This window comes from Hymenobacter translucens (genome assembly GCF_020685205.1).
In the GTDB taxonomy this organism is placed as follows: Bacteria; Bacteroidota; Bacteroidia; order Cytophagales; family Hymenobacteraceae; genus Hymenobacter; species Hymenobacter translucens.
Window position 1 is genome coordinate 48,171 of the sequence record NZ_JAJERB010000004.1, and the last position, 20,192, is coordinate 68,362.

The following is a 20,192-nucleotide window of genomic DNA, read 5'->3' on the forward strand; positions in this document are numbered from 1 at the left end:
CTGGTCGACCGAGCCGGCCGCCACGCCCCAAGGCAAGGGCGTGTGATGCGCCTTTTCGGATTCGAAGACCAACTGCGTAGTGCCGATGCCTAAATTCTGACGCACGAAAAAAGCCCGACCTAGGCAGGTCGGGCTTCTTCTGCATAAGCTTCGGAAGCTTAGTACACGTAGCGCAGAGCGGTTACGTCGTTGGTGTTGAACGGACGGTTGCTGCCCGAGCCAATGCAGGCCAGCATCCAGGAGTTGGGATCAGCGCCGGTGGGAGTGCCGGGAATGTGTACGGCACCTACGGTGCTGGCGCCTTCGTTGTAGTACGAACCGCCGCAGCTGTACTGACGGTTCATGTAGTCGGTGTGACGGAAGCCGATGCAGTGGCCGATTTCGTGGGCAAGGATAGTAGCAATGTACGTGCTGGCGTTAGCCGTGCCGATTGCGCCCGAATTCACTTTAATAGAGTTGTATGGATTGCCATACGAGGGGAATCCAGCCGAAGCCAGGTAGGTAGAGCCTGAGGGAGCCTGCGTCAGTACGATATTGCCACCCGACGAAACGCGGGTAAAGCGAATCAGCAGACCCTGGGCATTGTAGCGACGGATAGCCTCGTCGGTAGCCGTCACGTAGGCTGAAGGTAAGGTAGTCGATACGCGTACGCTTATAGTGCGGCCCGAGCCTACGCTCACCAGGTTGTTGGTGCGGTACTGCTCTTCCTCACCTACGCGCATCAGCTTGTAGTCAGGCTTGCTTTTCAGGTCAGCATCCGACAGGAAGATGTCACCTTCCACCAAGACGCCGCCTTCAACTTTTACCGCGTTGGTTTTGCTGAAGCCCAGCTGCTGGATCTGGCTGATGGTTTCAGCCGACAGCTCGTCCTGAGCTAAAACTTCTTCTTTCTTCGAGCAGGAAGAGAATGCTGCCAGGGAGAAGGCAGCGATAGTGAGGGTTGGTAGAATTTTGGGAAATTTCATACTGGTTTTGGTTGGGTTGTAGAATGGTTTGGTGAAGATTGGATGAATTATGCGCAAAATTTGGGGAGAAAAATTGTGAATGTCAATGTATTTATAATGTAACTTTAAAATTAATTCAAAGTATGCGCGCAAGTGCGGGTGCAATCCTTAGGTAAGAGGCATTTTAAGGCTAATTGAATAATAGCAGGTTCCTGTAATCCGAAGTGCCAGTAGCCGGCAAGCCCGGCTACTTCGAACTCGTCGGTAGCAGCGGGCTCAGGACAGGAGCTGGATCAGCCGGATTTTCGTGGGCCATATAAGGGAAGTCAGAGATGCAGTCACCGAGCGAGCTGTCAGGTTTACCGGCGACTTAGTCTGACTTCAGCTCCCAGGCCGGCCGCACAGTGGCAGCACGCGTAAAAACCGCTCCACACCAAACTAGGGGCCGGTTCGGGAGCCGGGCAAAGGCCTTGACGAATTGCGTATATTTGTTGAAAACCGATTCTGTGCGGACTTTGCTTCCGCCTCACGATATATCTTTCAAGCCGTGGCTTGTACTTCTTGTTCCTCCGGCGGCGGCTGCTCTACCGACAAGGTAGGCGGCTGCGGCTCCAAAGGTGGTTGTAGCTCAGGAGGCTGCAACCGCCTCAATGTATTTGACTGGCTGCAGGACGTTGACCTGCCCAGTGACTTCAAAGAGTTCGACATTGTTGAAATCCGCTTCAAGGGCGGCCGCAAAGACTTTTTCCGCAACGTCAACCGCATTCCCCTGGTCACCGGCGACGCCGTCGTGATTGAGGGTGGGGGCAATGGCTGGCACCTGGGCCACGTGTCGCTGAAAGGCGAGCTGGTGCGGCTGCAGATGCGCAAAAAGAAGGTGCCCACCGACTCCAAGGACATCCGCGACATTCTGCGTGTAGCTACCGAGCAGGACGTGGAGCGCTGGGAGGCCGTGCGCGACCTCGAAACCGGCACCATGTTCCGGGCCCGCTCCGTGGTGGACGAGCTCAAGCTGAAGATGAAGCTCTCCGATGTAGAGTACCAGGCCGACCGAACCCGCGCCACGTTCTTTTACTCGGCCGAAGACCGCGTCGACTTCCGCGACCTCATCAAGCGCCTGGCGGACGAGTTCCGGGTCCGGGTGGAGATGCGGCAGATTTCGCTGCGTCACGAAGCCGGCCGCCTCGGCGGTATCGGCTCCTGCGGCCGGGAGCTGTGCTGCTCCACCTGGCTTACCGACTTCAAAAGCGTAAGCACCACCGCCGCCCGCTACCAGAACCTGAGCTTGAATCCGGCCAAGCTTTCGGGGCAGTGCGGCCGCCTGAAGTGCTGCCTCAACTACGAGCTGGACACTTACCTTGACGCGCTGAAGGACATTCCGCAGGTGCAGCGCCCCCTGCTCACCGAGAAAGGGGAGGCCTTCCTGCAGAAAACCGACATCTTCAAGAAGCGCATGTGGTTTGCCCTGCGCGGCGACAACAACTGGGTGATGCTGGACACGGCCCGGGTGCGGGAGATTCAGGACATGAACAAGCGCGGAGAAAAGCCCGAAAGCCTGCTGCCCCCGATGCGCGAAGAAGACCGCGAGCCGGAGGTGTCGGCCATCGTGGAAGGCAACCTCGACCGTCTGGACGACAAAGTAAAGTCGGCCAAGCGCGGCAAGCGCAAGAAAAAGAAGGAGGGGGCACCGGCCGAAGAAGGTGCCTCGGCATCGGCGCGGCAGTCGGCACCCCGGACCATTCCGTCGAAAAACACCATTGCCCGCGAAAAGCCCAATGATGTGGCTCCCGGGGCTGACTCTGAGGCACGCCGCCCGCGTGGTGCGGCTGCCCGGCCGCTGAACCGGCGCAACAACCGCGGCCGGACCGACGGGGCCGCCCCGGACGGCACCTCGCCGGAAGGCCCGCGTCCGGAGGGTGGCCGCCGGGAGGGTTCCCGTCCGCCCCGCAACCCCGACAGCCGCCCGCCCCGCAGCGCCGCTCCCGGCAGCGGCGGTGAGCGACCGGCTGCCGAAGGCTCGGGCGAGCGTAGCCCGCGCACCGGCCGCAGCTCCCGTCGGGGTTCCCGTCCGCCCCGGACCGGGGGCGGCGAAGGCTCTTCCACTCCTGCCCCCAGCGCCTCCTGAGTATGACCAACGTATTTCGCTTACTGCTGCTGGCTGTGCTGCTTCTGAGCTTGCCGGCCTGCGACCCGAACGGGGTGTATGAGAAGAATATCGACTTCGATGAGTATACCTGGGGCGTGCAGGTGAAGCCGGCCTTCACGTTCGAGATTCAGGATACCACCCAGCGCTACGACGTGTACTTCAACGTGCGCAACGCCTCGGCCTACGGCTACTATAACCTGTACCTGAAGCACACCCTTACTGGCCCCGACCAGAAGCCGATTTCCCAGCTGCTGCACCATATGCTGCTGATGGATCCCCAGACCGGAGAGCCCCGCGGCGACGGTACCGGTGACATCTTCGACCATTCCTTTCTGGCGTTGCGCAACCAGCAGTTCCGGCAGGCAGGCACGTACAAAATTGTGCTGGAGCAGTACATGCGGCAGGAGCAGCTGCCTGGCATCATGGCCGTGGGCGTGCGGGTAACCAAAGTAGCCGCTCCGGCGAAGTAGTCGGTTCAATCAAATTGTAAAGCCCCCAAATTGGAAAGCCCCGCTGGTGTAAACCGGCGGGGCTTTTTGTGGGTGGACAGGCCGCCGGAAAAGAAAAAATCCTGTTCCGGCTGAGCCAGAACAGGATTTTGCTAGTAACGACAATGACAGTCGTTCAGGACCAGCGGACTATTGGGTGATGCGTACATTGACAGCATTCAGGCCCTTTTTGCCCTGCTGTACCTGGAACTCTACGCGGTCATTGTCACGAATAGGCTGCATTAAGCCCGAAGCGTGCACGAAAACGTCTTCACCACCGCCATCCGGCGTGATGAAACCAAAACCTTTGGTTTCATTGAAAAACTTTACAATACCGGTGCTCATACTAAAAAAAATGGGGTGATGTGAAAGAATGGCGTAAAGGTAAGGCTTATTTTGAGTAGGACCGGGAAACCCGGCGTTTCCGCCGCCGGTGCCGGTGGCGGGATTTGTAAAAAGGGCGCTTACACGCTGGAAAGAGGCTATTTAGGGGGTAGTAAATATTTCAAATAATAATTAATCGGCCTGAATTATCGAGCCAAAGTCCGGTTTTGCAGCTACTTAGTCGGAAAAAGCAAAAAGCCCCGGCCCTACGCAGCACGTAAGACCGGAGCCCATAGTAGCTCGGCAGTAAGTCGCGGTAGGCGGGGAGTTAGATGCGCTCCACTTTTACCGCGTTGAGGCCTTTTTTGCCTTCGATGACATCAAAGCTAACCCGGTCGTTTTCCCGGATTTCGTGAATCAGGCCGGTCTGGTGCACAAAAATCTCCTGGTTGTCATCATCCTGCACGATAAAACCAAAGCCCTTAGCCTCATTGAAAAATTTTACTTTACCCGTTTTCATAATTAGGTATTGTAGAAGTGTTGTGGTGAAAGAATGGCGTAAAAATACAGGTATTTACTATCCGCGTTTCAGCGCCCCGCCGAGAAGGTCTAAAAAAAGTGCGACCCGGCTGCCCACGGCCTGGCTGCGGCCGGCCTGCTACCTCAACTATCAACCGGGGGGTGCGTAAGTCTCTGGTACTACGCTGTTGCTTTTTCAGCTCACCTTACCATCCTGCTTATGTCCACTACTCCCAATCAGCAAGCCCAGCCCGGCCAGGGCGCTTCGTCTGCCCCAAACCAGAACCCGGCCCAGGACGCTGCCGCCAAAGGCGACGACCAGGCCGTATCGGTTTCCGGCGACGACCTGGTATCCGCCGAAATGAATGCCGGTAACGGCGGCGTAGACGCGGAACAGGGCGCCACCGAAAACCGGGAAGCCGACCCCAAGAACCTGCACTAAGTCGGGCTTGAAACAAAAAATGCCCCTTCTTAACGGAAGGGGCATTTTTTTGCCTGCTACCCGAGCCTAGGCGCTTGGGGTGAATTGCTGTTGATAGTCCTGGGCGAACTGACTGATGGTGCGCGGGGCGCAGCCGCTGAGCCGCTCCACGTCGTCGGTGACGCGGGCGGCGTAGCCGGCTTTGCAGAGGGCATTGAGTTCGAGCAGGGAGTCGCGCAGCCAGGCCGGAGCCTCCGCCATGCCCTCCCGCGCCGCTTCCTCAGGCACATCCACATACTGAATGGGGCGGCCACTGGCCTCGCTCAGCGCCTGGGCCACCGCCTGCACCGACAGTGCCTCGGGACCAGTTAGCTCATACGCCTGGCCCTGGTGCTGGGTGATGTCGGCAGTGAGAATGGAGGCGGCCACGGCGGCAATGTCGCGGGCATCGATATAGGATACCTGGCCTTCCCCCAGGGGCAGGTAGATGCGGCCCTGCTGGCTGATGGACTCACCGTGATGGTGAACGAAGTTCTGCATGAAGCTGGTGGGGCGCAGCAGGGTGAAGGGAACCCCGCTCTGGGCCAGATAGTCTTCTACTTCGCGGTGCCAGCGCCCCAGCTGGATGCCCGGCTCGGCGTCGGCTCCTGAGGCGGAAAGCTTCACGATATGCTGCACGCCGGCCTCCCGGGCCACGTCGATCAGGCGCTTGCCCTGCTCCACTTGCTCCGGCGAAAAGGGCGTGAGCAAAAAGACCCGCTCTACGCCGGTGAGGGCCACATGCAGGGAGGCCGGACGGTTGAAGTCCAGCTCGACCAGCTGAATTTCGGGGTAGAGCTGCCGGAGCCGGTCGCCCTTGATGATCGAGTGAACCCCGGCGCGGACCTGCGCCCCCCGGTTGGTAAGGGCCTTCACGACCTCGGAGCCTACCGTGCCGGTGGCGCCCGTCACGAGAATTGGATGTGCCATAAAAACAAAGAAAAAACGGTTCGGAAAGAGGCTAACGGCAAAGCCCCGGGTTGCGGTCAGGCTCTGACGTTTGAATAGTAACCGCCGCGCCTACTTTTTGTGCATGGCTTTATACAGCTTGCCTTTCTCATTGCTGAGCACGAAGTCGGTGTTGTTAAGGAAAACCAACGCCTCGGCCTGTCCGCTGGAAGGCACCGGCAGGCAGCTTTTCCGGCCGTCGAACAGCTTGCGGCCGGGCTGGAGCTCAATCAGGTACACGTGGCCGTAGCCGAGCAGGGCCACCGTGCGGCCGTCCGGGCTGATGTCGGCCGCCGTAATCCAGGTATTGATCTGAATGCTGTCGACCAGGGCGGCTACGTGCATGCCGGGCAGGGCCGGCAGCTTGTACTGCTTTACCCACTGGCTCTGGCTGCGGTTTTTGGTGAACAGGTACAGGCTGTCGTTGTGAAAGAAAAAGGCTTCGCAGTCAAAGTTGCGGTCCTTTTTCTTGGGCGGAAAAGCTTTCTGGTCGGGGTAGCTGAAGGCAATGGTATCGATGCGGCGGTAGTCGGGGCCGCTGAGGCGGTAGATGGCCAGCTTGCGGCGCTTGTTCTGGTTGTTGCCGAAGTCGCCGATAAAGAGGTGGCCTTTGTCGTCCTGGGCCAGGTCCTCCCAGTCGATGTTGGTCAGGTTGCCCAGGTCGAGGGTGGAAAGCAGGTCACCCTGCTGGGTTACCTTGTAAAGGGCGGAGGTGTTGCCCCCGTCGCCGTGGGTCCACAGGTCGCCTTCCTCGTTGGCGATTTCCAGCCCGGAGCTTTCGACCACCTTGCCTTTATGCAGGTGTCCGATCTGCTTGATGGTGTAGTCCTGACTGATCCGGTCGAAGTTGCCCCGGCCTTCGTCGCTGGCGCAGCCGCACACCACGGACTGCAGAAATATCAGAATCGGGAACAGCTTGTCGCGGAGCAGAAAGAGCATAGGAAAAGAAAAAACGGGGACCTGATTCGGGGGAAGCAAACCAGTCGTGTTACGAAACGTGCCGGCCGACGGGCATGCGCCAAGCCGGGCAAGGAAGGAAATTCGCTTCAAACAACCGCGCGGCCGGGTCGGGCCATCAGCTGCCGGCCCCGACTGCTTTTTTCCGGCGTACAACGGCCGGCCAGGGATATCTGCTTATAATATAGGTAGATAATGATTTCAAATAGCTGCTGGCACCTACGGGAAGCCTGGCAAAAAGCGGTATATTGTGCGAGTTTGCACCTTGTCCGTTCGGTTTGCCTATGCGCTTTCTTTACTTCTTTCTGCTTGCTTTAAACCTGGGAACCGGGTCGGCCCTGGCTCAGAATTCCTCTCAGCCCGAGCTTTCGCCCCCCGTCCAGCCCGCCGATACCACCCGCCCTCAGCCGCTGAGCCAGGTCGGGGTGCCGACCCGGCCCGGCATGCTGCTGTTGCGCAAAGCAGCCATGCCCCGGGTGGTCGTGCCGTTGTCGCTGATTGGTCTGGGCCTGATCAGCCGCAATGAAAATGTGTTTGATGAAGCCAAGGAAGGATTTCAGAAGCAAAGCCAGAGCGTGTTTCGCGGCTTCCGCACCAGCCTCGACGACTATTCCCGCAAGGGGCCCATCGTAGCGGCGTATGCGCTGCAGGTAGCCGGTGTGAAGGGCGAGCGGGGCGTAGTGCCGTTCAGCATCATCTGGGGACTCTCGCACGCGTTGAACTCCGGCATCGTGTGCAACCTGAAGAACGTGGTGGCCGAAGCCCGCCCCGACAACCCAACTGACCTAAGCTCGTTTCCCTCGGCCCATACCGCCGATGCCTTCATGACGGCCACGCTGCTGCACGAGCAATACTACAAAACCAACCCCTGGATCAGCGTAGGCGGCTACTCGATGGCGGCAGCAACCGGGGCTATGCGCATCATGAACAACCGGCACTGGGTTACCGACGTGCTGGCCGGCGCCAGCATTGGCTTTCTGTCGGCGGAGGCGGTATGGCACCTCTACCCGGCTGCCGCCCGCCTGCTGCCAACCAAGCTGGGTCAGAAGCTGCTGCTGGTGCCTACCTACGCCCCGGGCGGTACGATGGGCTTCACGATGGTAGTGCGCTAGAAACGAAGCGCGCTTGTAAGGTCGTGTGCCGATGGGCCGGCAGAGCCGGTAGCCCGGGCCTGCGCAGCCATTCGCTCGGAGCAATCAGCGCAGCATAAAACAAAAGAAGCCCCGGCGTATGCGTGCGTCGGGGCTTCTTTTCTTTATCCGGCCCAACTACGCACGGTCGGCTTCGTCCTGCGCCTTTGTCGTGGCAATTGGCATCGTGGATTACGGCTTCAGATAAGGGCGGAGCTTTTCCAGGTTGGCGGGATCGAGGATGCGGATCTGCCTGAGGTCGTCGGGGGAACGGAAGGGGCCGTGCTGCTGGCGGAAGGCTACCAGCACCCGGGCCAGGCGCGGGCCTACGTAAGGATGTACCCGGAGCTCTTCAAATGAGGCGTTGTTGACGTCGAGCGGGGCAGCGCTGAAGGAGGGTGCTACAAACGTGTACTTGCGCAGGCTGTCGATGAGGTCGGGGGCCAGGCCGTAAATTTCCCCCACCTGTTCTTCGCTGACGAAGCCGCCCAGGCGCGTCCGGTACTGCACCACCCGTTTCGACAAGCCCCGACCAATGCCCCGGATCTGCATCAGCTGGGTGGTGTCGGCCGTGTTCAGGTCGAAGGCCGTCAGGTGGGTGGGCTTGCGCGGAAACCGATCCGGGAACCTGGAGGCGAACGGCTGGCCCCCGGGCCGGGGGCCATTGGTCGGGTAGCGGCGCGTGAGCGTTTCCCGGGGCGGCAGCTGGTCGGGCAGCTGCATGTAGGGCGCCAGCCGGGCATAGGTGGAATCGGCCAGCCCATAAGTGCGTTTGATCTGCTCTTTGGCCTTGAAGCCGCCGATGACGTCGCGGAAGCGCACCAGCCGCTTGGCCAGGTAAGCCGGCAGACCCCGGGCTTCCCAGTCGGTGGGCGTCAGCGTGTTCGGATTGAACGGGGCCAGCACCACCTGGGGCACCGGGGTCCGGCGCGGGTAGCGGCTGGGGTAGCGGGCCGGAAACCGCCGGGGCTGACGCTGAGCAGCCAGCTGGGCGGCCAGCTGGTTGAGGTGTCGGGCATCGGCAGCTGGCATGTATGTAGGCAGCGCCGGCTCCAGCAGCCAGGGCAGGCCCACCAAAACCAGCATGAGCACGAGCAGGGCAAGCAGCCCCGAGGTTTCGCGGCGGGAAAAGCCGAAGTGGCGGCGAATAATACGGCGCAGGGCCGTCAGCACCGACAGCCGGGGAGTAACAGGTAGCACGGGAATAGCGGTAAGGGTATCGGCACTAGAAATAAGCAGGAGTAATATAGCCAAAGCCACGTATTGCGCGCAAAAATTTATTTGCGGGTGCGCGGCGGGTTCGGCGCCCAGTAGCGGGGCCTCGTTTTGGCAGCCGCTGCCTTCCGTAAGCCACTGCCCCTGAACCGGGGCCCGGCGTTGCCTGCGGATGCCCGGGCCGATAAAATCGCCGGGCTGACAGCGGGGGAGAAGCCAGGGAGCCGGCCCGGTGGAGCGCAATCAGCCGGAATGGGCGGGCCGGATTGCCGAAATGGCGGCGCAGCCGTATTATTACAGTTCCTTCCTCCGTTTCATCCACCCGCGTCATGGCTGCCCCCGTCATTCCTACCACCGAGTTTCTCGACCGGCTCTCCGCCGACCTGCAGGCTATCCGCGAAGGCAGCGTGCGACGCTTTCGTCAGCTGACCGACGACCAGCTCAACCGCCGCCCGGCACCCGATAAGTGGAGCGTGGGGCAGTGCCTGGAGCACCTCAACATCACGGGCGGACACGTTCTGCCCGTAATGGCGCGCAAGCTCAAGCAGGCCCGGGAGAAGGGCACGCGGCCCGCTGCTACCGTCAAATCAGGCTTTATTGGCCGGAAGATGATTGAGGCAATGCAGACCCCGGCCAGCGAAAAGCCTATGAAGTCGCCCCAGCAGTACGCGCCCAGCGGTAGCCGCCTGCCCCGGACGGTAGTAGAGGTTTTTAGCCGGCAGCTCGATGAGCTGACCAACATGGTACAGCAGGCTAAGCAGGTCAACGCCAACGCCATCCGGATTCCGAACCCGATTATTCCTTTGCTGTACCTGCGCCTCACTGATCAGCTGGAGCTGCTGGTGGTGCATCTGCAGCGCCACGTGGCCCAAGCCGAGCAGGTACTGGAAAGCACCGTGCTGGCCGGGCAGGCAACGGCCAACCGGTAAAAGAGCTCAGCGCTAGTGCGGGTGCCCGGCTTCCCGGGCACCGGGCAGCTTAGCCGCCTGGGGGAGCAGGGCCGTGGGCACGCGGGGAAAGTGGTGATGCACGTGGTGAAAGGCAAAGGAAGACACCACCGGCGTCCAGAACTGGGCTACGGCCGCCGCGGCGTGGGCTGCCGGATTCTCGGGCGCCAGATGATGCGGAATGTAGGACGCCCAGATCGGCATGGTCGCGCTCATGAAAAAGGCCACGCCCCAGTACACGAGCCCGGCCAGGGAACCGGTGAGCAGGTACAGGCCGATAAAACATGCCAGCAGCAGGAGCGTCAGCCCGGTTTCGATAAATTGAATGCGGCGGGTTTTGGGTGCAATGCGCAGGGACTCGCGGCGCAGCATCAGAATGTGGTAAGGGCCCTGCCAAAGCACCCGGCTAAACTGCCAGGTGGCCGGCGCACCCTCAGGGTCGTCGTCGGTGAGGCAGCGTCCGTGGTGGCGCAGGTGGGTAACCTGCAGGCCGTGCCCGCTTTTCAGAATCAGCAGTCCGCTTAAAGTCAGTACCAGCTTGTTGCCGGCTTTCGGCAGCCGGAGGGCGTTGTGCATGGCATCGTGCATTTGCACAAACGCAGCCAGACACACCACTACCGCCAGCGGCAGGGCCAGCCACCACCAGCCGGCTATGGCCGCTCCCGCGTACAGGGCGGCCAGCACCCAGGGCCGGGCCAGTTCCACCGCCTGCTGCGTGGGAGTGAGCTGTAAATGAGCGGAGTCGGCAGCAGAAGTCATGGGCAGGAAAGTGAAAGGCGGAGCCGGCTGCGTAACGGTCGGTGGCGGAAAGCGACGGCGGCTGAAGAAAGATACCACCGCTGCCGCTGCCGGACAAGCAGCAGCTACATCAGCCGGGCAAGGGAGAAGCCCGCAAAGGCCGCCAGCAGGCCCAAACTCACGCTGCCGGCCGTGTACAGCGCCAGCAACGCAACTTCGCCGGTGCGGGCCAGGGTGAGACTTTCGTAGGCAAAGGTGGAAAAGGTGGTAAAGCCCCCGCAGAAGCCGGTGGTCAGAAACACCCGCCACGAGGCCGAGGCGCCCGGGGCCCGCTCGAAGAACCCCAGCAGCAGCCCGATCAGCAGGCAGCCGGCGAGGTTCACGACAAATGTGCCCAGCGGGAAGCTGACCGGGAAGTAGCGCAGAACGTACTGCTGCACCCAGTAGCGTCCCACCGACCCCAGGAAGCCTCCCAATCCAATCAGCAGCGTGGTGCGGTTCATCGTGTAACGCGAAGGGGACCTCCGCTCAGGGCGTTCATACAGCCGGGAAAGTCCGGGTCAGCGGCAAAGCTAAGGGCTGTTCCGGTCTTACCTGATACCAGAGCCGGCTACCCACTCGTTGGAACCCGGGCAATTGTGCAGCTTTGCCGGCGCCTGCCTTCGTTGGTCAGATAAGTTGCCCTGGCCGTGTGGAATCCGCCGCCATCCGGCATCAGGCAGGAGTCCGCCTTATCCTTTACTTATGCGCGCTATCTTCCGGTTTGCTTCGCTCCCCTTCTTCCTGCTGCTGATGCTGTTTTCCGCGGGCTCGTCCCAGCCTACGCCCCCCGGTAAAAGCCCGAACCCGGCCGCCTGGAAGAAGATTGACCTTTTGCTCGGCAAAGGCCAGACCGCTACGGCCGGCAAGCTGGTGGAGGAGCTTTATCTGGCTGCCCGCGGCCGGCAGGATACACCCGAATACCTGCGGGCCCTGCTGTACAAGCTGCGTCTGCTCGAAGAGAAAGAGGACGACGACGAGGTAAAGGCCATTGCCCTGGTCGAAGCCGATCTGAAAACGGCGGGGTTTCCGGCCCGACCCATCCTGCACAGCCTGCTGGCCCAGCTCTACGCCGGTTATTACGAACAGCACCGCTACGAGCTGCACGACCGCACCATAATTGCTGACCCTGCGGCCACCGCACCCGGCGCCGACGTTGTGACCTGGGATGCAGCCCGCCTGGGCACGGCCGTGCTACGTCACTACCGCGCTTCCCTGGAAGAGCCCGGGCGCCTGCAGCAAGTAAGCGTAGCCGCGCTGGGCTACGCGGTACGGCAAGGCAATGCCGAGGGCCGGGCCCGGCGCCCCACGCTCTACGACCTGCTGGCCCACCGTGCCGTCGACGGGCTGGGCAATGATGAATACTACGTAACCCGGCCGGCCGAGCAGTTTGAGCTGACCGATCCGGCTTTGCTGGGGTCCGCCGCCGACTTTAGCCGCCTCCGCCTCACTGCTCCCAAAGCCGATTCCCTCAACGCCCGGCTGCTGGCTTTGCGGGTGCTTCAGCAGCTGATTGCCTTCCGACTCACCGATGCGGTCAACCCCACCGCCCTGGCCGACGTGGATCTGCTGCGCCTGCGCTTCGTGCAGGCGCACGCCGAGCTACCCGACGAAGACGAGCTAGTGGGGGCGGCCCTGCGCCGGGCGGCCGAGACGTACCAGGCTTTGCCCATCAGCACCGAGTTCCTGGCTGAGCTGGCCGACCAGCTGGAGGAAGCCAGGCCGGCCGAGGCCCGGGAGGTAGCCTTGCAGGCCGAAAAACGGTTTCCGAAGTCGCGCGGGGCGCAGCTGGCCCGGGCCGTCCGGCAGCGGGTCGAGGAAGTAGAGCTGGGCTTTGAAACGGAAGACGTGCTGCTGCCCGGCCAGCCCTGGCAACTCAGGCTCAACGTGCGCAACGTGACGCGGCTGTACGCCCGGGCCTATCGGCTGAGTACAGCACAGGACGTGCGCAGCCTCCAGCGCCGCACCCGCGGCGACGAAGCGTTTCAGAAAGCCTATGCCACCGTGCTGGCTTCCCCACCCGCCGCTGCCTGGACACTGGACGTGCCCGGCCCGGCCGACTACCAGCAGCACAGCGTACAGCACGCCGGACCCGCCCTGCCGCTGGGCCGCTACCTCATCGTCCTGAGCACCACCGACGAAAACCCAACCCGGAAGCGGACTGGCGTAACCACGGCATACACCCAGGTGCCCGTCAGCGAGCTAAGCCTGGTGCGGCGGGCGGCGGCTGCCGGTGACGGCCCGGATCTGCTGGTGCTGCACCGGAAAACGGGGGCTCCGCTTGCCGGGGTCGGCGTGCTGCCCTTTTTTCAGTTTTACGACCAGAGCGCACGCGAATACCAGCAGCGCCGGGGTACTGGGCTGACCACCGGTGCCGACGGGCAGGTTACGCTGCCGCTGGCACGCACGACGGAACAGAACATCATGCTCCAAGCCATCCTGCTTACCAAAGGCCGCGACTCGCTGCTGGTAACCGAAGGCGGCTACTACCACGGAGCTGGTCGGGGGCGGGGCCGGCAGGAGGAACGGCCCCAGCGCCGCAGCTTCCTGTACACCGACCGCGCCATTTACCGGCCCGGCCAGACGCTTTATTTCAAAGGTATCCTGACGGAAACCCTGGCCGGCAAGTCCGGGCTGCTGACCAAGCTGCCGATAACGGTGCGGCTGGTAGACGTAAACGGACAAACGGTGCAGACCCTGCCGTTCACCACCTCCGACTTCGGCTCGTTTCACGGCTCCCTGGTTTTACCAACCGGCCTGCTGAACGGCGAAATGAGCCTGCAGACCGAGTATGGCAGCATCGGCTTCGCGGTGGAAGACTACAAGCGCCCTACGTTTCAGGTCACCTTTGAGCCCGTGCAGGGTACGCCGGTGCTGGGGCAGGAGCTGACGCTGCGCGGCAAGGCGACAGCCTACGCCGGTCAGCCGGTGGACGGGGCCACGGTGCGCTACCGGGTGGTGCGCCGCACGTTCTGGCCGATGTTCGGCCGCGGCTACGGTGGCTACAATCCGGGTCGGGGAGAAGCCGAAGTAGCCCAGGGAACGGCGCAGACCGACTCGGCCGGAGGCTTCACCGTGAAGTTTACTGCCAAAGGAGAGCCGGGCCTCCCGCCGAAGCGCGGACTCTGGCAGCCGGGCTACCTGTTTGCCGTCACCGCTGACGTCACCGATGCCGCCGGGGAAACCCGGACCGGGGAGCAGGGCGTGAGCCTCGGCACCAATGCCCTGACGTTGCGCCTGAGCGTGCCCGATAAAATAAACCGCGAAGATCTGCCGGCGCTGCGTTTGATGAGCACCAATGCCACCGGCGAAGCCCTGCCCGCCCGCGGCACGCTGCGTCTGTTTCGCCTTACCCCCCCGGCCCGGGCTTTCCGTACGCGGCTGTGGCAGCGGCCCGACCGGGAGGCCCTGAGTCGGGAAGAGTTCCAGCGCCGGTTCCCGCTTGATGCCTATGCTGAGGAAGACAACGACAGCACCTGGGTCCGTACGCTGGTGCTGACTCAGGAATTCAATACCGAAAAAGGCCCGGCGCTGACGGCCCTGGTTCAGCCACTGGCCCGGCAGCTGACCGGCCGCTATGTGCTGGAAGCTACGGCGGCCCCGGCTTCCGTTACCGGCGCGCCGGCGGTGAAAGCGGAAGCCATATTTACGCTTTACTCCCTGGCTGCCACCACGCTGCCCCTGCCCATGCCGCATTGGTTTGTGAGCCTGCAGGACAGCGTGGAGCCGGGCCGGGCGGCGCGGTTTCTCGTTGGCAGCTCCGAAGCCGGGGCCCGCCTGCTGCTCCAGGCCGAAGCGAAAGGAGAAACGGTGCGTCAGGAGTGGATAACGCTGGCGGCGGGCGAGCAGCGCGTGGTGGAAGTGCCCACGACGGCCCGGCTCAATGGCGGTGGGCTTTACGTGCACCTGACGCAGGTGCGCGACAACCGGGTGTACACCCACACCGTCCAGGTGGAGGTAACTACGCCCCCGGCCCCGCTGCAGCTTAGCATTGCCACCTTCCGCGACAAGCTCCAGCCCGGGCAAAAGGAAACCTGGCGGGTTACGATTCACCAGACCGGCGGCCAGCCGGCCCAGGCGGAGCTGATGGCTTCGCTCTATGATAAGTCCCTGCATGTTTTCCGCCTTCATTCCTTTGCCGAGCTGACGTTGCCGAAGGCGTATTATCCGCCCGTACTGGCCTGGAACGGACGGTTTGGTACCGGCGGATCAAACGAGCTGTTTGGCGACAACGTCGAGTTTGGGGTACCGCCGGGCGCTGTTTATCCGCACCTTAACTGGTGGGGTTACTCGTTGGGCGCTGAGGAAAGCAGCAACGACTATCTGCTTCTGGAAAATAAGTCTACTACCAGATTCACTCCGCCAGTTGTCAAGAAGGATGAAGAAGTGCTGCAGAGTCGTACCCTGGCCGGTAAGGCCGCGGGGGTACAGATTCGCGGCAGCGTGGCAGCTGCCGCGGCTCCGATGGACGCTATGGCCATGCGGGAATCCGACGAACAGCTCAATGAAGTGGTCGTGACGGGAGTCGACCAGCCAAAGCGGGCGCAGCCGGACCTGAGCGGGGTGCAGGCCCGCAAGGACTTCCGCGAAACGGCCTTCTGGCTGCCCGAGCTGCGCACCAATGCTCAGGGCGAAACGGTGCTCGAGTTTCAGATGCCCGAAGCCGTGACGCGCTGGCAGCTGCTGGCCTTGGCTCACGATCAGCAGCTGCGCACCGGCCTGCTCCAGCGCGAGCTGGTCACCCAGAAGCAGCTTCAGGTCACGCCCAACGCCCCGCGCTTTTTCCGGGAGGGCGACCAGCTCCGCCTCACTGCCAAGCTCAGCAACCTCACGGAGACCCCGCTGCGCGGCACCGCCCAGCTGTTTCTGCTTGATGCCCGCACTCAGCAGCCTCTGGAAAGCCGCCTGCTCAAAAGCGCCGCCCAGCTGCCGTTCGACGTGAAAGCCAACCAAAGCGCCGCCCTCGGCTGGGACTTCGCCCTGCCTGCCGACTTCGACGTGTCGGCCATTACCTACCGGGTGGTGGCAGCGGGACACTTAGTAAGCGGGAAGGAAAAATCAGATGCCGATAAAAAGGCCCGCCGGAAAGCCAAAAACCAAAAGCTGGAAATCACCAGCCAGCAGTTCTCCGACGGCGAGGAAAATACCCTGCCGGTGCTGCCGAACCGCCTGCTGGTGACCGAAAGCCTGCCGTTGCCCATCGTGGGGCCGGCCACCCGGGAGTTTGAGCTCACCAAGCTCAGCAGTACCACCTCTCCCACCCGTCGCAACCATGCCCTCACGCTGGAAATGACGGCCAACCCGGCCTGGTACGCGGTGCAGAGCCTGCCGTATCTGATGGAGTACCCGTACGAGTGCTCCGAGCAAATCTTCAGCCGCCTTTACGCCAACCTGCTGGCTTCCCACATCCTGCGCAGCAACCCGCGCTTTAAAACCGTGCTGGCCGAGTGGCAGCGCGCCGCCCAGGCCGGCGACAAAGCTGCCCTGAGCAGCAAGCTGGAGCAGAATCAGGAGCTGAAGAACCTGCTGCTGCAGGAAACGCCCTGGGTTCGCGACGCGCAAAGCGAAACCGAGCGGATGCGCCGCCTCACCGAGCTGTTCGATGAGCCCCGCCTGCAAGCCGAGACGACCCGGGCCCTGACCAAGCTGGGACAGATGCAGTCCCCGACCGGTGCTTTCCCGTGGTTTGAGCGGATGCCCGACGACCGGTACATCACCCAGCTGATCGTAGCCGGGTTCGGTAAGCTCCAGCGCCTCGGTGCTTTCCACGCCCAGCAGGACGAGCAGGCGCGCCCGATTCTGCAGAATGCGCTGCGCTACCTCGACGAACGGCTCCAGCAGGACTATGCTGAGCTACGCCGCCAAAAAGGAGTTAACCTCAAGCAGGACCACCTGGAGGATATTCAGATTCATGCGCTGTACGCCCGTAGCTTCTGGCCGAAGCCGGCCCCGGTCAAAGCCGCGCAGCCCGCCCAGGCCTACTACCAGGAGCAGGCCGCCACGTTCTGGCTGACCCGCACCCGCTACCTCCAGGCCCAGACAGCCCTGGCGCTGGTCCGCGCCGACCAAACCAGCAAGGCCGCCTCCGACATCCTGCGGGCCCTCGCCGAAAATGCGCTTCACTCGCCCGAGCTGGGCATGTACTGGAAGGAGGTGCGCGGCGGCTACTACTGGCGCGATGCGCCCACCGAAACCCAGGCTACGCTTATTGAGGCCTTTGCTGAGGTGAAAAACGACCAGAAGTCGGTGGATGAAATGAAGCTCTGGCTGCTGAAACAGAAGCAGACCCAGAGCTGGGAAAGCACCCGGGCCACCGCCGATGCCTGCTACGCCCTGCTGCTGCGCGGCTCCGATTGGCTCGCGCCTACCCGGCCGCTGCAGATCGTGGTAGGAGGGGAGATTGTGAAACCAACCAGCCAGCAGGCCGGCACCGGATACGTTAAAACCACCTGGACGGAGAGCGAGATAAAGCCCGCGCAGGGCAAAGTCAGCGTCACCAAGCCCGACGCCGGGGTGGCCTGGGGCGCGCTGTACTGGCAGTATTTTGAGCAGCTCGATAAAATCACACCGGCCGCCACACCGCTTAGCCTCGAACGGCAGCTGTTCCGGGAGCAGGCCACCGCCGGCGGCCCCGTGCTGGAGCGCCTCACGGCCAGCACCCCGCTAAAGGTCGGCGACGCCCTCGTAGTACGCCTCGTGCTTCGTACTGACCGCGACCTGGAGTATGTGCACCTCAAGGACCAGCGGGCGGCTGGCCTCGAGCCGATCCGTCAGACCTCGGGCTACCGCTACCAGGGTGGGCTGGGCTACTACGAAAGTCCCCGCGACGCGGCCACCAACTTCTTTATGAGCTGGCTGCCCCGTGGTACGCACGTGTTTGAGTACCGGCTGCGGGCCGCCCAGAGTGGGGGTTTTTCGGGCGGGCTCAGCCAGATTCAGTGCCTGTATGCACCGGAATTTACCAGCCATTCGGCGGGGCAGCGCCTGCGGATTGCGCCCTAGCCAAGTTGGTTAGCAACGCGAAAAAATTATACAATAAAAACGGCGCTGTCGAGCTGTGAGGCGCGTTCCGGCGTGCTAACCGTGAATTTGGCTTGCTGGTTGAGGGTCTGGCTACTACATTTGCCATTTCCCAGCCACTAAGAATGACGCCAATGTACAAAAACTACATGCTTGCCGGCCTGCTCCTTTGCAGTGTTTCGGCGCTGGCTCAGGGTGAGAAAAAGCCTGATTCCGCCGACCGTAAAGGTCAGGTTGCCCTGCCCGTTTCGCCCACGTTGCCGGGCGAAGAAAAGCTCTCGGTCCGGGAGCGTGCCGAACGGGATTTCCTGATGCCCATCCGCCGCAAGCAGGCCCAGAAGGTGGCAGCGGCCCAGGCCGCCGCGGCCGAAGAAGCCGCTGACGGCGGCGACATCACGGCCCGCAACGATGAAGCTGAAGAAGTAACGGAAGCCGCCGCCGTGGTTGAGAAACCGGCCGTCGTGCACCGCGCCCGGCACTACCGCCGTTCCTCCTCGCGCCGCCACCACACCTCGGCCAAGAAGAAAACGACGACCAAGAAAAAATCCGGTTCCCGAAAGCGCCGCTAGCCCGGCGCCGATACCCGAAAACAGCAAGGGCGAGCCGGTTGGCTCGCCCTTGCTGTTTCTACTGAATAGTCTAGGCTCTGAGTTCTCAGTCCGAAAAACTAAGCCATCTGGGGCATCAGGCGCAGCACCAGGCCGTCCATGCGGCTGTTCACGCGGATCTGGCAGGACAGGCGGCTGCCGGTGCTCATGATAGGAAGGCTTTCCAGCATGTACATTTCCTCGTCGCTGGGCTCGTCGAGGGCTGGTCCCGCCAGCACCTCGATGTGGCAGGTGCCGCACAGCGCCATGCCTCCGCAGGTAGCCTGGATATCGTAGCCGCTGGCCTTGAGCACTTCCATCAGGCTCAGGCCCATGTCGGTGGGTGCTTCAACTTCGCGCCGCTGGCTGGGCGCTTCCTCCACGTACACGCGGACTACATTATCATCAGTCATAGTTAAGGGGAATTGGGCGGAAGAGCGCGGGGGTGGGGCGAAAGTTGACGGCACAAAGCTAACAGCCCACTGCCAATCCCCAACCAAGCCGTTCTTACATGGTCGGTACGCCGTTCACGGTGGTATACTTCAGCACGTACTTTTTATCGGGGTAGATGTGCTTGTAGGCGCCCTGGGCCATCAGCGCGGCCTCGTGGAAGCCGCATAAAATCAGCTTCAGCTTGCCGGGGTAGGTGTTGATGTCGCCGATAGCGTAGATGCCGGGCTCCGAGGTGGAATAGTCCAGCGTGTTCACCTTCACGGCATCATCTTCCAGCTCCAGGCCCCACTCGCCGATCGGGCCCAGCTTGGGCGTAAGGCCGAACAAGGGAATAAAGTGGTCGACATGGAGGGTTTCCTTCGCGTCGGCCGGGCCGGTGATGGTAACGGCTTCAAGCTTCTCATCGCCGTGCACGTGGGTCACGTTCGACGACAGCACCAGGCGCACCTTGCCGGCATCGTGCAGGTGCTTCACCTTCTCAGCCGACTCGGGCGCGCCGCGGAAGATGGTGCCGCGGTGCACCAGGGTTACTTCCTTGGCCAGGTCAGCCAGGAAAATGGTCCAGTCGAGGGCCGAGTCGCCGCCGCCGGCAATGACGAGGCGCTGGTCGCGGAAGAAATCAGGGTCACGCACCATGTAATGAACGCCCTTGCCGCCTTCGAACTTCTCGAGCTCGTCGATGGCAGGCTTACGGGGCTCAAACGAGCCCAGGCCCCCGGCAATGGCAATGGCTTTGCACAGAATCTCGGTGCCGTCGGAGGTAATCAGTTGGAAGGTGCCGTCGTCGAGCTTGGCGAAGCGCTCCACCCGCTCGCCCAGCGTGAAGGTGGGGTGGAAAGGCTCGATCTGCCGCATCAGGTTTTTGATCAGGTCGCCGGCCAGGATATCGGGAAAGCCGGGAATGTCGTAGATCGGCTTCTTGGGATAAATCTCGGACAGCTGACCACCCACCTGGGGCAGGGCGTCCACAACGTGGCAGCGCAGCTTCAGCAAACCCGCCTCAAACACGGCAAACAGCCCCACCGGGCCGGCTCCGATTATACAGATATCGGTGGAAACAGACTTCATCATGAGCAGTTAAAAAACGAATGAGTGGCGCGGGGCCGATTCGTAAACAACCAAACCCGCCGAATCGTTGGGTTCAAATCAAAACAAAAAAAGGCCCTTAGCGTGTGCCAAGGGCCTTTTGTGTGGTCGTGTAAGGAGTCGAACCTTAAACCTCCTGATTCGTAGTCAGGTGCTCTATCCAGTTGAGCTACACAACCTTTTCCCCTTAA

At 62.1% G+C, this 20,192-nt stretch carries 17 protein-coding genes and 1 tRNA gene; 7 read left to right on the forward strand and 11 right to left on the reverse strand.

All coding sequences use genetic code 11. The features are described 5' to 3' along the window. Window positions 1-158 precede the first annotated feature (158 nt). Window positions 159-965, reverse strand: coding sequence for a M57 family metalloprotease (locus tag LJY25_RS10390; protein WP_227608269.1), 807 nt, complete (start codon window positions 963-965; stop codon window positions 159-161). A gap of 526 nt (window positions 966-1,491) precedes the next feature. On the opposite strand from LJY25_RS10390, the gene ricT reads away from it, so the two are divergent. Continuing rightward, the gene (gene ricT / locus LJY25_RS10395) at window positions 1,492-3,069 is read left to right on the forward strand and encodes a PSP1 domain-containing protein (protein ID WP_227608270.1); all 1,578 of its coding nucleotides are present in this window, start codon (window positions 1,492-1,494) and stop codon (window positions 3,067-3,069) included. Between the two features lie 2 nt (window positions 3,070-3,071). Further along, window positions 3,072-3,560 (forward strand): gliding motility lipoprotein GldH, encoded by a 489-nt coding sequence (locus LJY25_RS10400; protein WP_227608271.1) that lies wholly within the window; start codon window positions 3,072-3,074, stop codon window positions 3,558-3,560. Between the two features lie 168 nt (window positions 3,561-3,728). Here the strand turns inward: LJY25_RS10400 and LJY25_RS10405 are convergent, their stop codons facing one another. Continuing rightward, the gene (locus LJY25_RS10405; RefSeq protein WP_227608272.1) at window positions 3,729-3,923 is read right to left on the reverse strand and encodes a cold-shock protein; all 195 of its coding nucleotides are present in this window, start codon (window positions 3,921-3,923) and stop codon (window positions 3,729-3,731) included. Window positions 3,924-4,230: 307 nt separating this feature from the next. Next, complete coding sequence (locus LJY25_RS10410; protein ID WP_227608273.1) at window positions 4,231-4,422, reverse strand: cold-shock protein; 192 nt, start codon at window positions 4,420-4,422, stop codon at window positions 4,231-4,233. A gap of 219 nt (window positions 4,423-4,641) precedes the next feature. Here LJY25_RS10410 and LJY25_RS10415 point away from each other — a divergent pair, with 219 nt between their 5' ends. Further along, window positions 4,642-4,863: a hypothetical protein gene (locus LJY25_RS10415; protein WP_227608274.1), complete on the forward strand. Its 222-nt coding sequence runs from the start codon at window positions 4,642-4,644 to the stop codon at window positions 4,861-4,863. A 66-nt stretch (window positions 4,864-4,929) separates the two neighbouring features. Here the strand turns inward: LJY25_RS10415 and LJY25_RS10420 are convergent, their stop codons facing one another. Together LJY25_RS10420 and LJY25_RS10425 are read right to left on the reverse strand one after the other, a co-directional pair. Further along, window positions 4,930-5,811, reverse strand: coding sequence for an SDR family oxidoreductase (locus LJY25_RS10420; protein WP_227608275.1), 882 nt, complete (start codon window positions 5,809-5,811; stop codon window positions 4,930-4,932). 90 nt (window positions 5,812-5,901) lie between these two features. Then, entirely contained in the window at window positions 5,902-6,768 is an 867-nt protein-coding gene (locus LJY25_RS10425; protein ID WP_227608276.1) for a hypothetical protein, read from the reverse strand. Window positions 6,769-7,070: 302 nt separating this feature from the next. Here LJY25_RS10425 and LJY25_RS10430 point away from each other — a divergent pair, with 302 nt between their 5' ends. Beyond that, window positions 7,071-7,898 (forward strand): phosphatase PAP2 family protein, encoded by an 828-nt coding sequence (locus LJY25_RS10430; RefSeq protein ID WP_227608277.1) that lies wholly within the window; start codon window positions 7,071-7,073, stop codon window positions 7,896-7,898. Between the two features lie 210 nt (window positions 7,899-8,108). Here the strand turns inward: LJY25_RS10430 and LJY25_RS10435 are convergent, their stop codons facing one another. After that, complete coding sequence (locus LJY25_RS10435) at window positions 8,109-9,116, reverse strand: ComEA family DNA-binding protein (protein ID WP_227608278.1); 1,008 nt, start codon at window positions 9,114-9,116, stop codon at window positions 8,109-8,111. Between the two features lie 344 nt (window positions 9,117-9,460). Here LJY25_RS10435 and LJY25_RS10440 point away from each other — a divergent pair, with 344 nt between their 5' ends. Then, window positions 9,461-10,060 (forward strand): DinB family protein, encoded by a 600-nt coding sequence (locus tag LJY25_RS10440; RefSeq protein WP_227608279.1) that lies wholly within the window; start codon window positions 9,461-9,463, stop codon window positions 10,058-10,060. A gap of 12 nt (window positions 10,061-10,072) precedes the next feature. Here LJY25_RS10440 and LJY25_RS10445 read toward each other — a convergent pair whose 3' ends face one another. Together LJY25_RS10445 and crcB are read right to left on the reverse strand one after the other, a co-directional pair. Beyond that, window positions 10,073-10,837, reverse strand: coding sequence for a fatty acid desaturase (locus LJY25_RS10445; RefSeq protein WP_227608280.1), 765 nt, complete (start codon window positions 10,835-10,837; stop codon window positions 10,073-10,075). A 104-nt stretch (window positions 10,838-10,941) separates the two neighbouring features. Continuing rightward, the gene (gene crcB / locus LJY25_RS10450; RefSeq protein ID WP_227608281.1) at window positions 10,942-11,319 is read right to left on the reverse strand and encodes a fluoride efflux transporter CrcB; all 378 of its coding nucleotides are present in this window, start codon (window positions 11,317-11,319) and stop codon (window positions 10,942-10,944) included. Between the two features lie 241 nt (window positions 11,320-11,560). Between crcB and LJY25_RS10455 the strand changes: the two genes are divergently transcribed. Together LJY25_RS10455 and LJY25_RS10460 are read left to right on the forward strand one after the other, a co-directional pair. Next, window positions 11,561-17,857 (forward strand): alpha-2-macroglobulin family protein, encoded by a 6,297-nt coding sequence (locus tag LJY25_RS10455; RefSeq protein ID WP_227608282.1) that lies wholly within the window; start codon window positions 11,561-11,563, stop codon window positions 17,855-17,857. 143 nt (window positions 17,858-18,000) lie between these two features. Then, entirely contained in the window at window positions 18,001-18,444 is a 444-nt protein-coding gene (locus tag LJY25_RS10460; RefSeq protein WP_227608283.1) for a hypothetical protein, read from the forward strand. A 98-nt stretch (window positions 18,445-18,542) separates the two neighbouring features. Here the strand turns inward: LJY25_RS10460 and LJY25_RS10465 are convergent, their stop codons facing one another. From LJY25_RS10465 to LJY25_RS10475, 3 genes are all read right to left on the reverse strand, one after another. Continuing rightward, complete coding sequence (locus LJY25_RS10465) at window positions 18,543-18,875, reverse strand: 2Fe-2S iron-sulfur cluster-binding protein (RefSeq protein WP_227608284.1); 333 nt, start codon at window positions 18,873-18,875, stop codon at window positions 18,543-18,545. A gap of 94 nt (window positions 18,876-18,969) precedes the next feature. Next, window positions 18,970-19,983: an NAD(P)/FAD-dependent oxidoreductase gene (locus tag LJY25_RS10470; protein WP_227608618.1), complete on the reverse strand. Its 1,014-nt coding sequence runs from the start codon at window positions 19,981-19,983 to the stop codon at window positions 18,970-18,972. A gap of 123 nt (window positions 19,984-20,106) precedes the next feature. Continuing rightward, window positions 20,107-20,180, reverse strand: a tRNA-Arg gene (locus LJY25_RS10475). Window positions 20,181-20,192: the final 12 nt, after the last annotated feature.

Excerpts from the sequence above, each read along its gene's own strand:
- LJY25_RS10460 (WP_227608283.1), top strand. The coding sequence starts at position 18,001 with ATGACGCCAATGTACAAAAACTACATGCTTGCCGGCCTGCTCCTTTGC.
- LJY25_RS10400 (WP_227608271.1), top strand. The coding sequence starts at position 3,072 with ATGACCAACGTATTTCGCTTACTGCTGCTGGCTGTGCTGCTTCTGAGC.
- LJY25_RS10405 (WP_227608272.1), bottom strand. The coding sequence starts at position 3,923 with ATGAGCACCGGTATTGTAAAGTTTTTCAATGAAACCAAAGGTTTTGGT.
- LJY25_RS10445 (WP_227608280.1), bottom strand. The coding sequence starts at position 10,837 with ATGACTTCTGCTGCCGACTCCGCTCATTTACAGCTCACTCCCACGCAG.
- LJY25_RS10465 (WP_227608284.1), bottom strand. The coding sequence starts at position 18,875 with ATGACTGATGATAATGTAGTCCGCGTGTACGTGGAGGAAGCGCCCAGC.
- LJY25_RS10430 (WP_227608277.1), top strand. The coding sequence starts at position 7,071 with ATGCGCTTTCTTTACTTCTTTCTGCTTGCTTTAAACCTGGGAACCGGG.
- LJY25_RS10390 (WP_227608269.1), bottom strand. The coding sequence starts at position 965 with ATGAAATTTCCCAAAATTCTACCAACCCTCACTATCGCTGCCTTCTCC.
- LJY25_RS10425 (WP_227608276.1), bottom strand. The coding sequence starts at position 6,768 with ATGCTCTTTCTGCTCCGCGACAAGCTGTTCCCGATTCTGATATTTCTG.
- LJY25_RS10455 (WP_227608282.1), top strand. The coding sequence starts at position 11,561 with ATGCGCGCTATCTTCCGGTTTGCTTCGCTCCCCTTCTTCCTGCTGCTG.
- LJY25_RS10420 (WP_227608275.1), bottom strand. The coding sequence starts at position 5,811 with ATGGCACATCCAATTCTCGTGACGGGCGCCACCGGCACGGTAGGCTCC.
- LJY25_RS10470 (WP_227608618.1), bottom strand. The coding sequence starts at position 19,983 with ATGAAGTCTGTTTCCACCGATATCTGTATAATCGGAGCCGGCCCGGTG.
- crcB (WP_227608281.1), bottom strand. The coding sequence starts at position 11,319 with ATGAACCGCACCACGCTGCTGATTGGATTGGGAGGCTTCCTGGGGTCG.
- LJY25_RS10410 (WP_227608273.1), bottom strand. The coding sequence starts at position 4,422 with ATGAAAACGGGTAAAGTAAAATTTTTCAATGAGGCTAAGGGCTTTGGT.
- LJY25_RS10415 (WP_227608274.1), top strand. The coding sequence starts at position 4,642 with ATGTCCACTACTCCCAATCAGCAAGCCCAGCCCGGCCAGGGCGCTTCG.
- LJY25_RS10440 (WP_227608279.1), top strand. The coding sequence starts at position 9,461 with ATGGCTGCCCCCGTCATTCCTACCACCGAGTTTCTCGACCGGCTCTCC.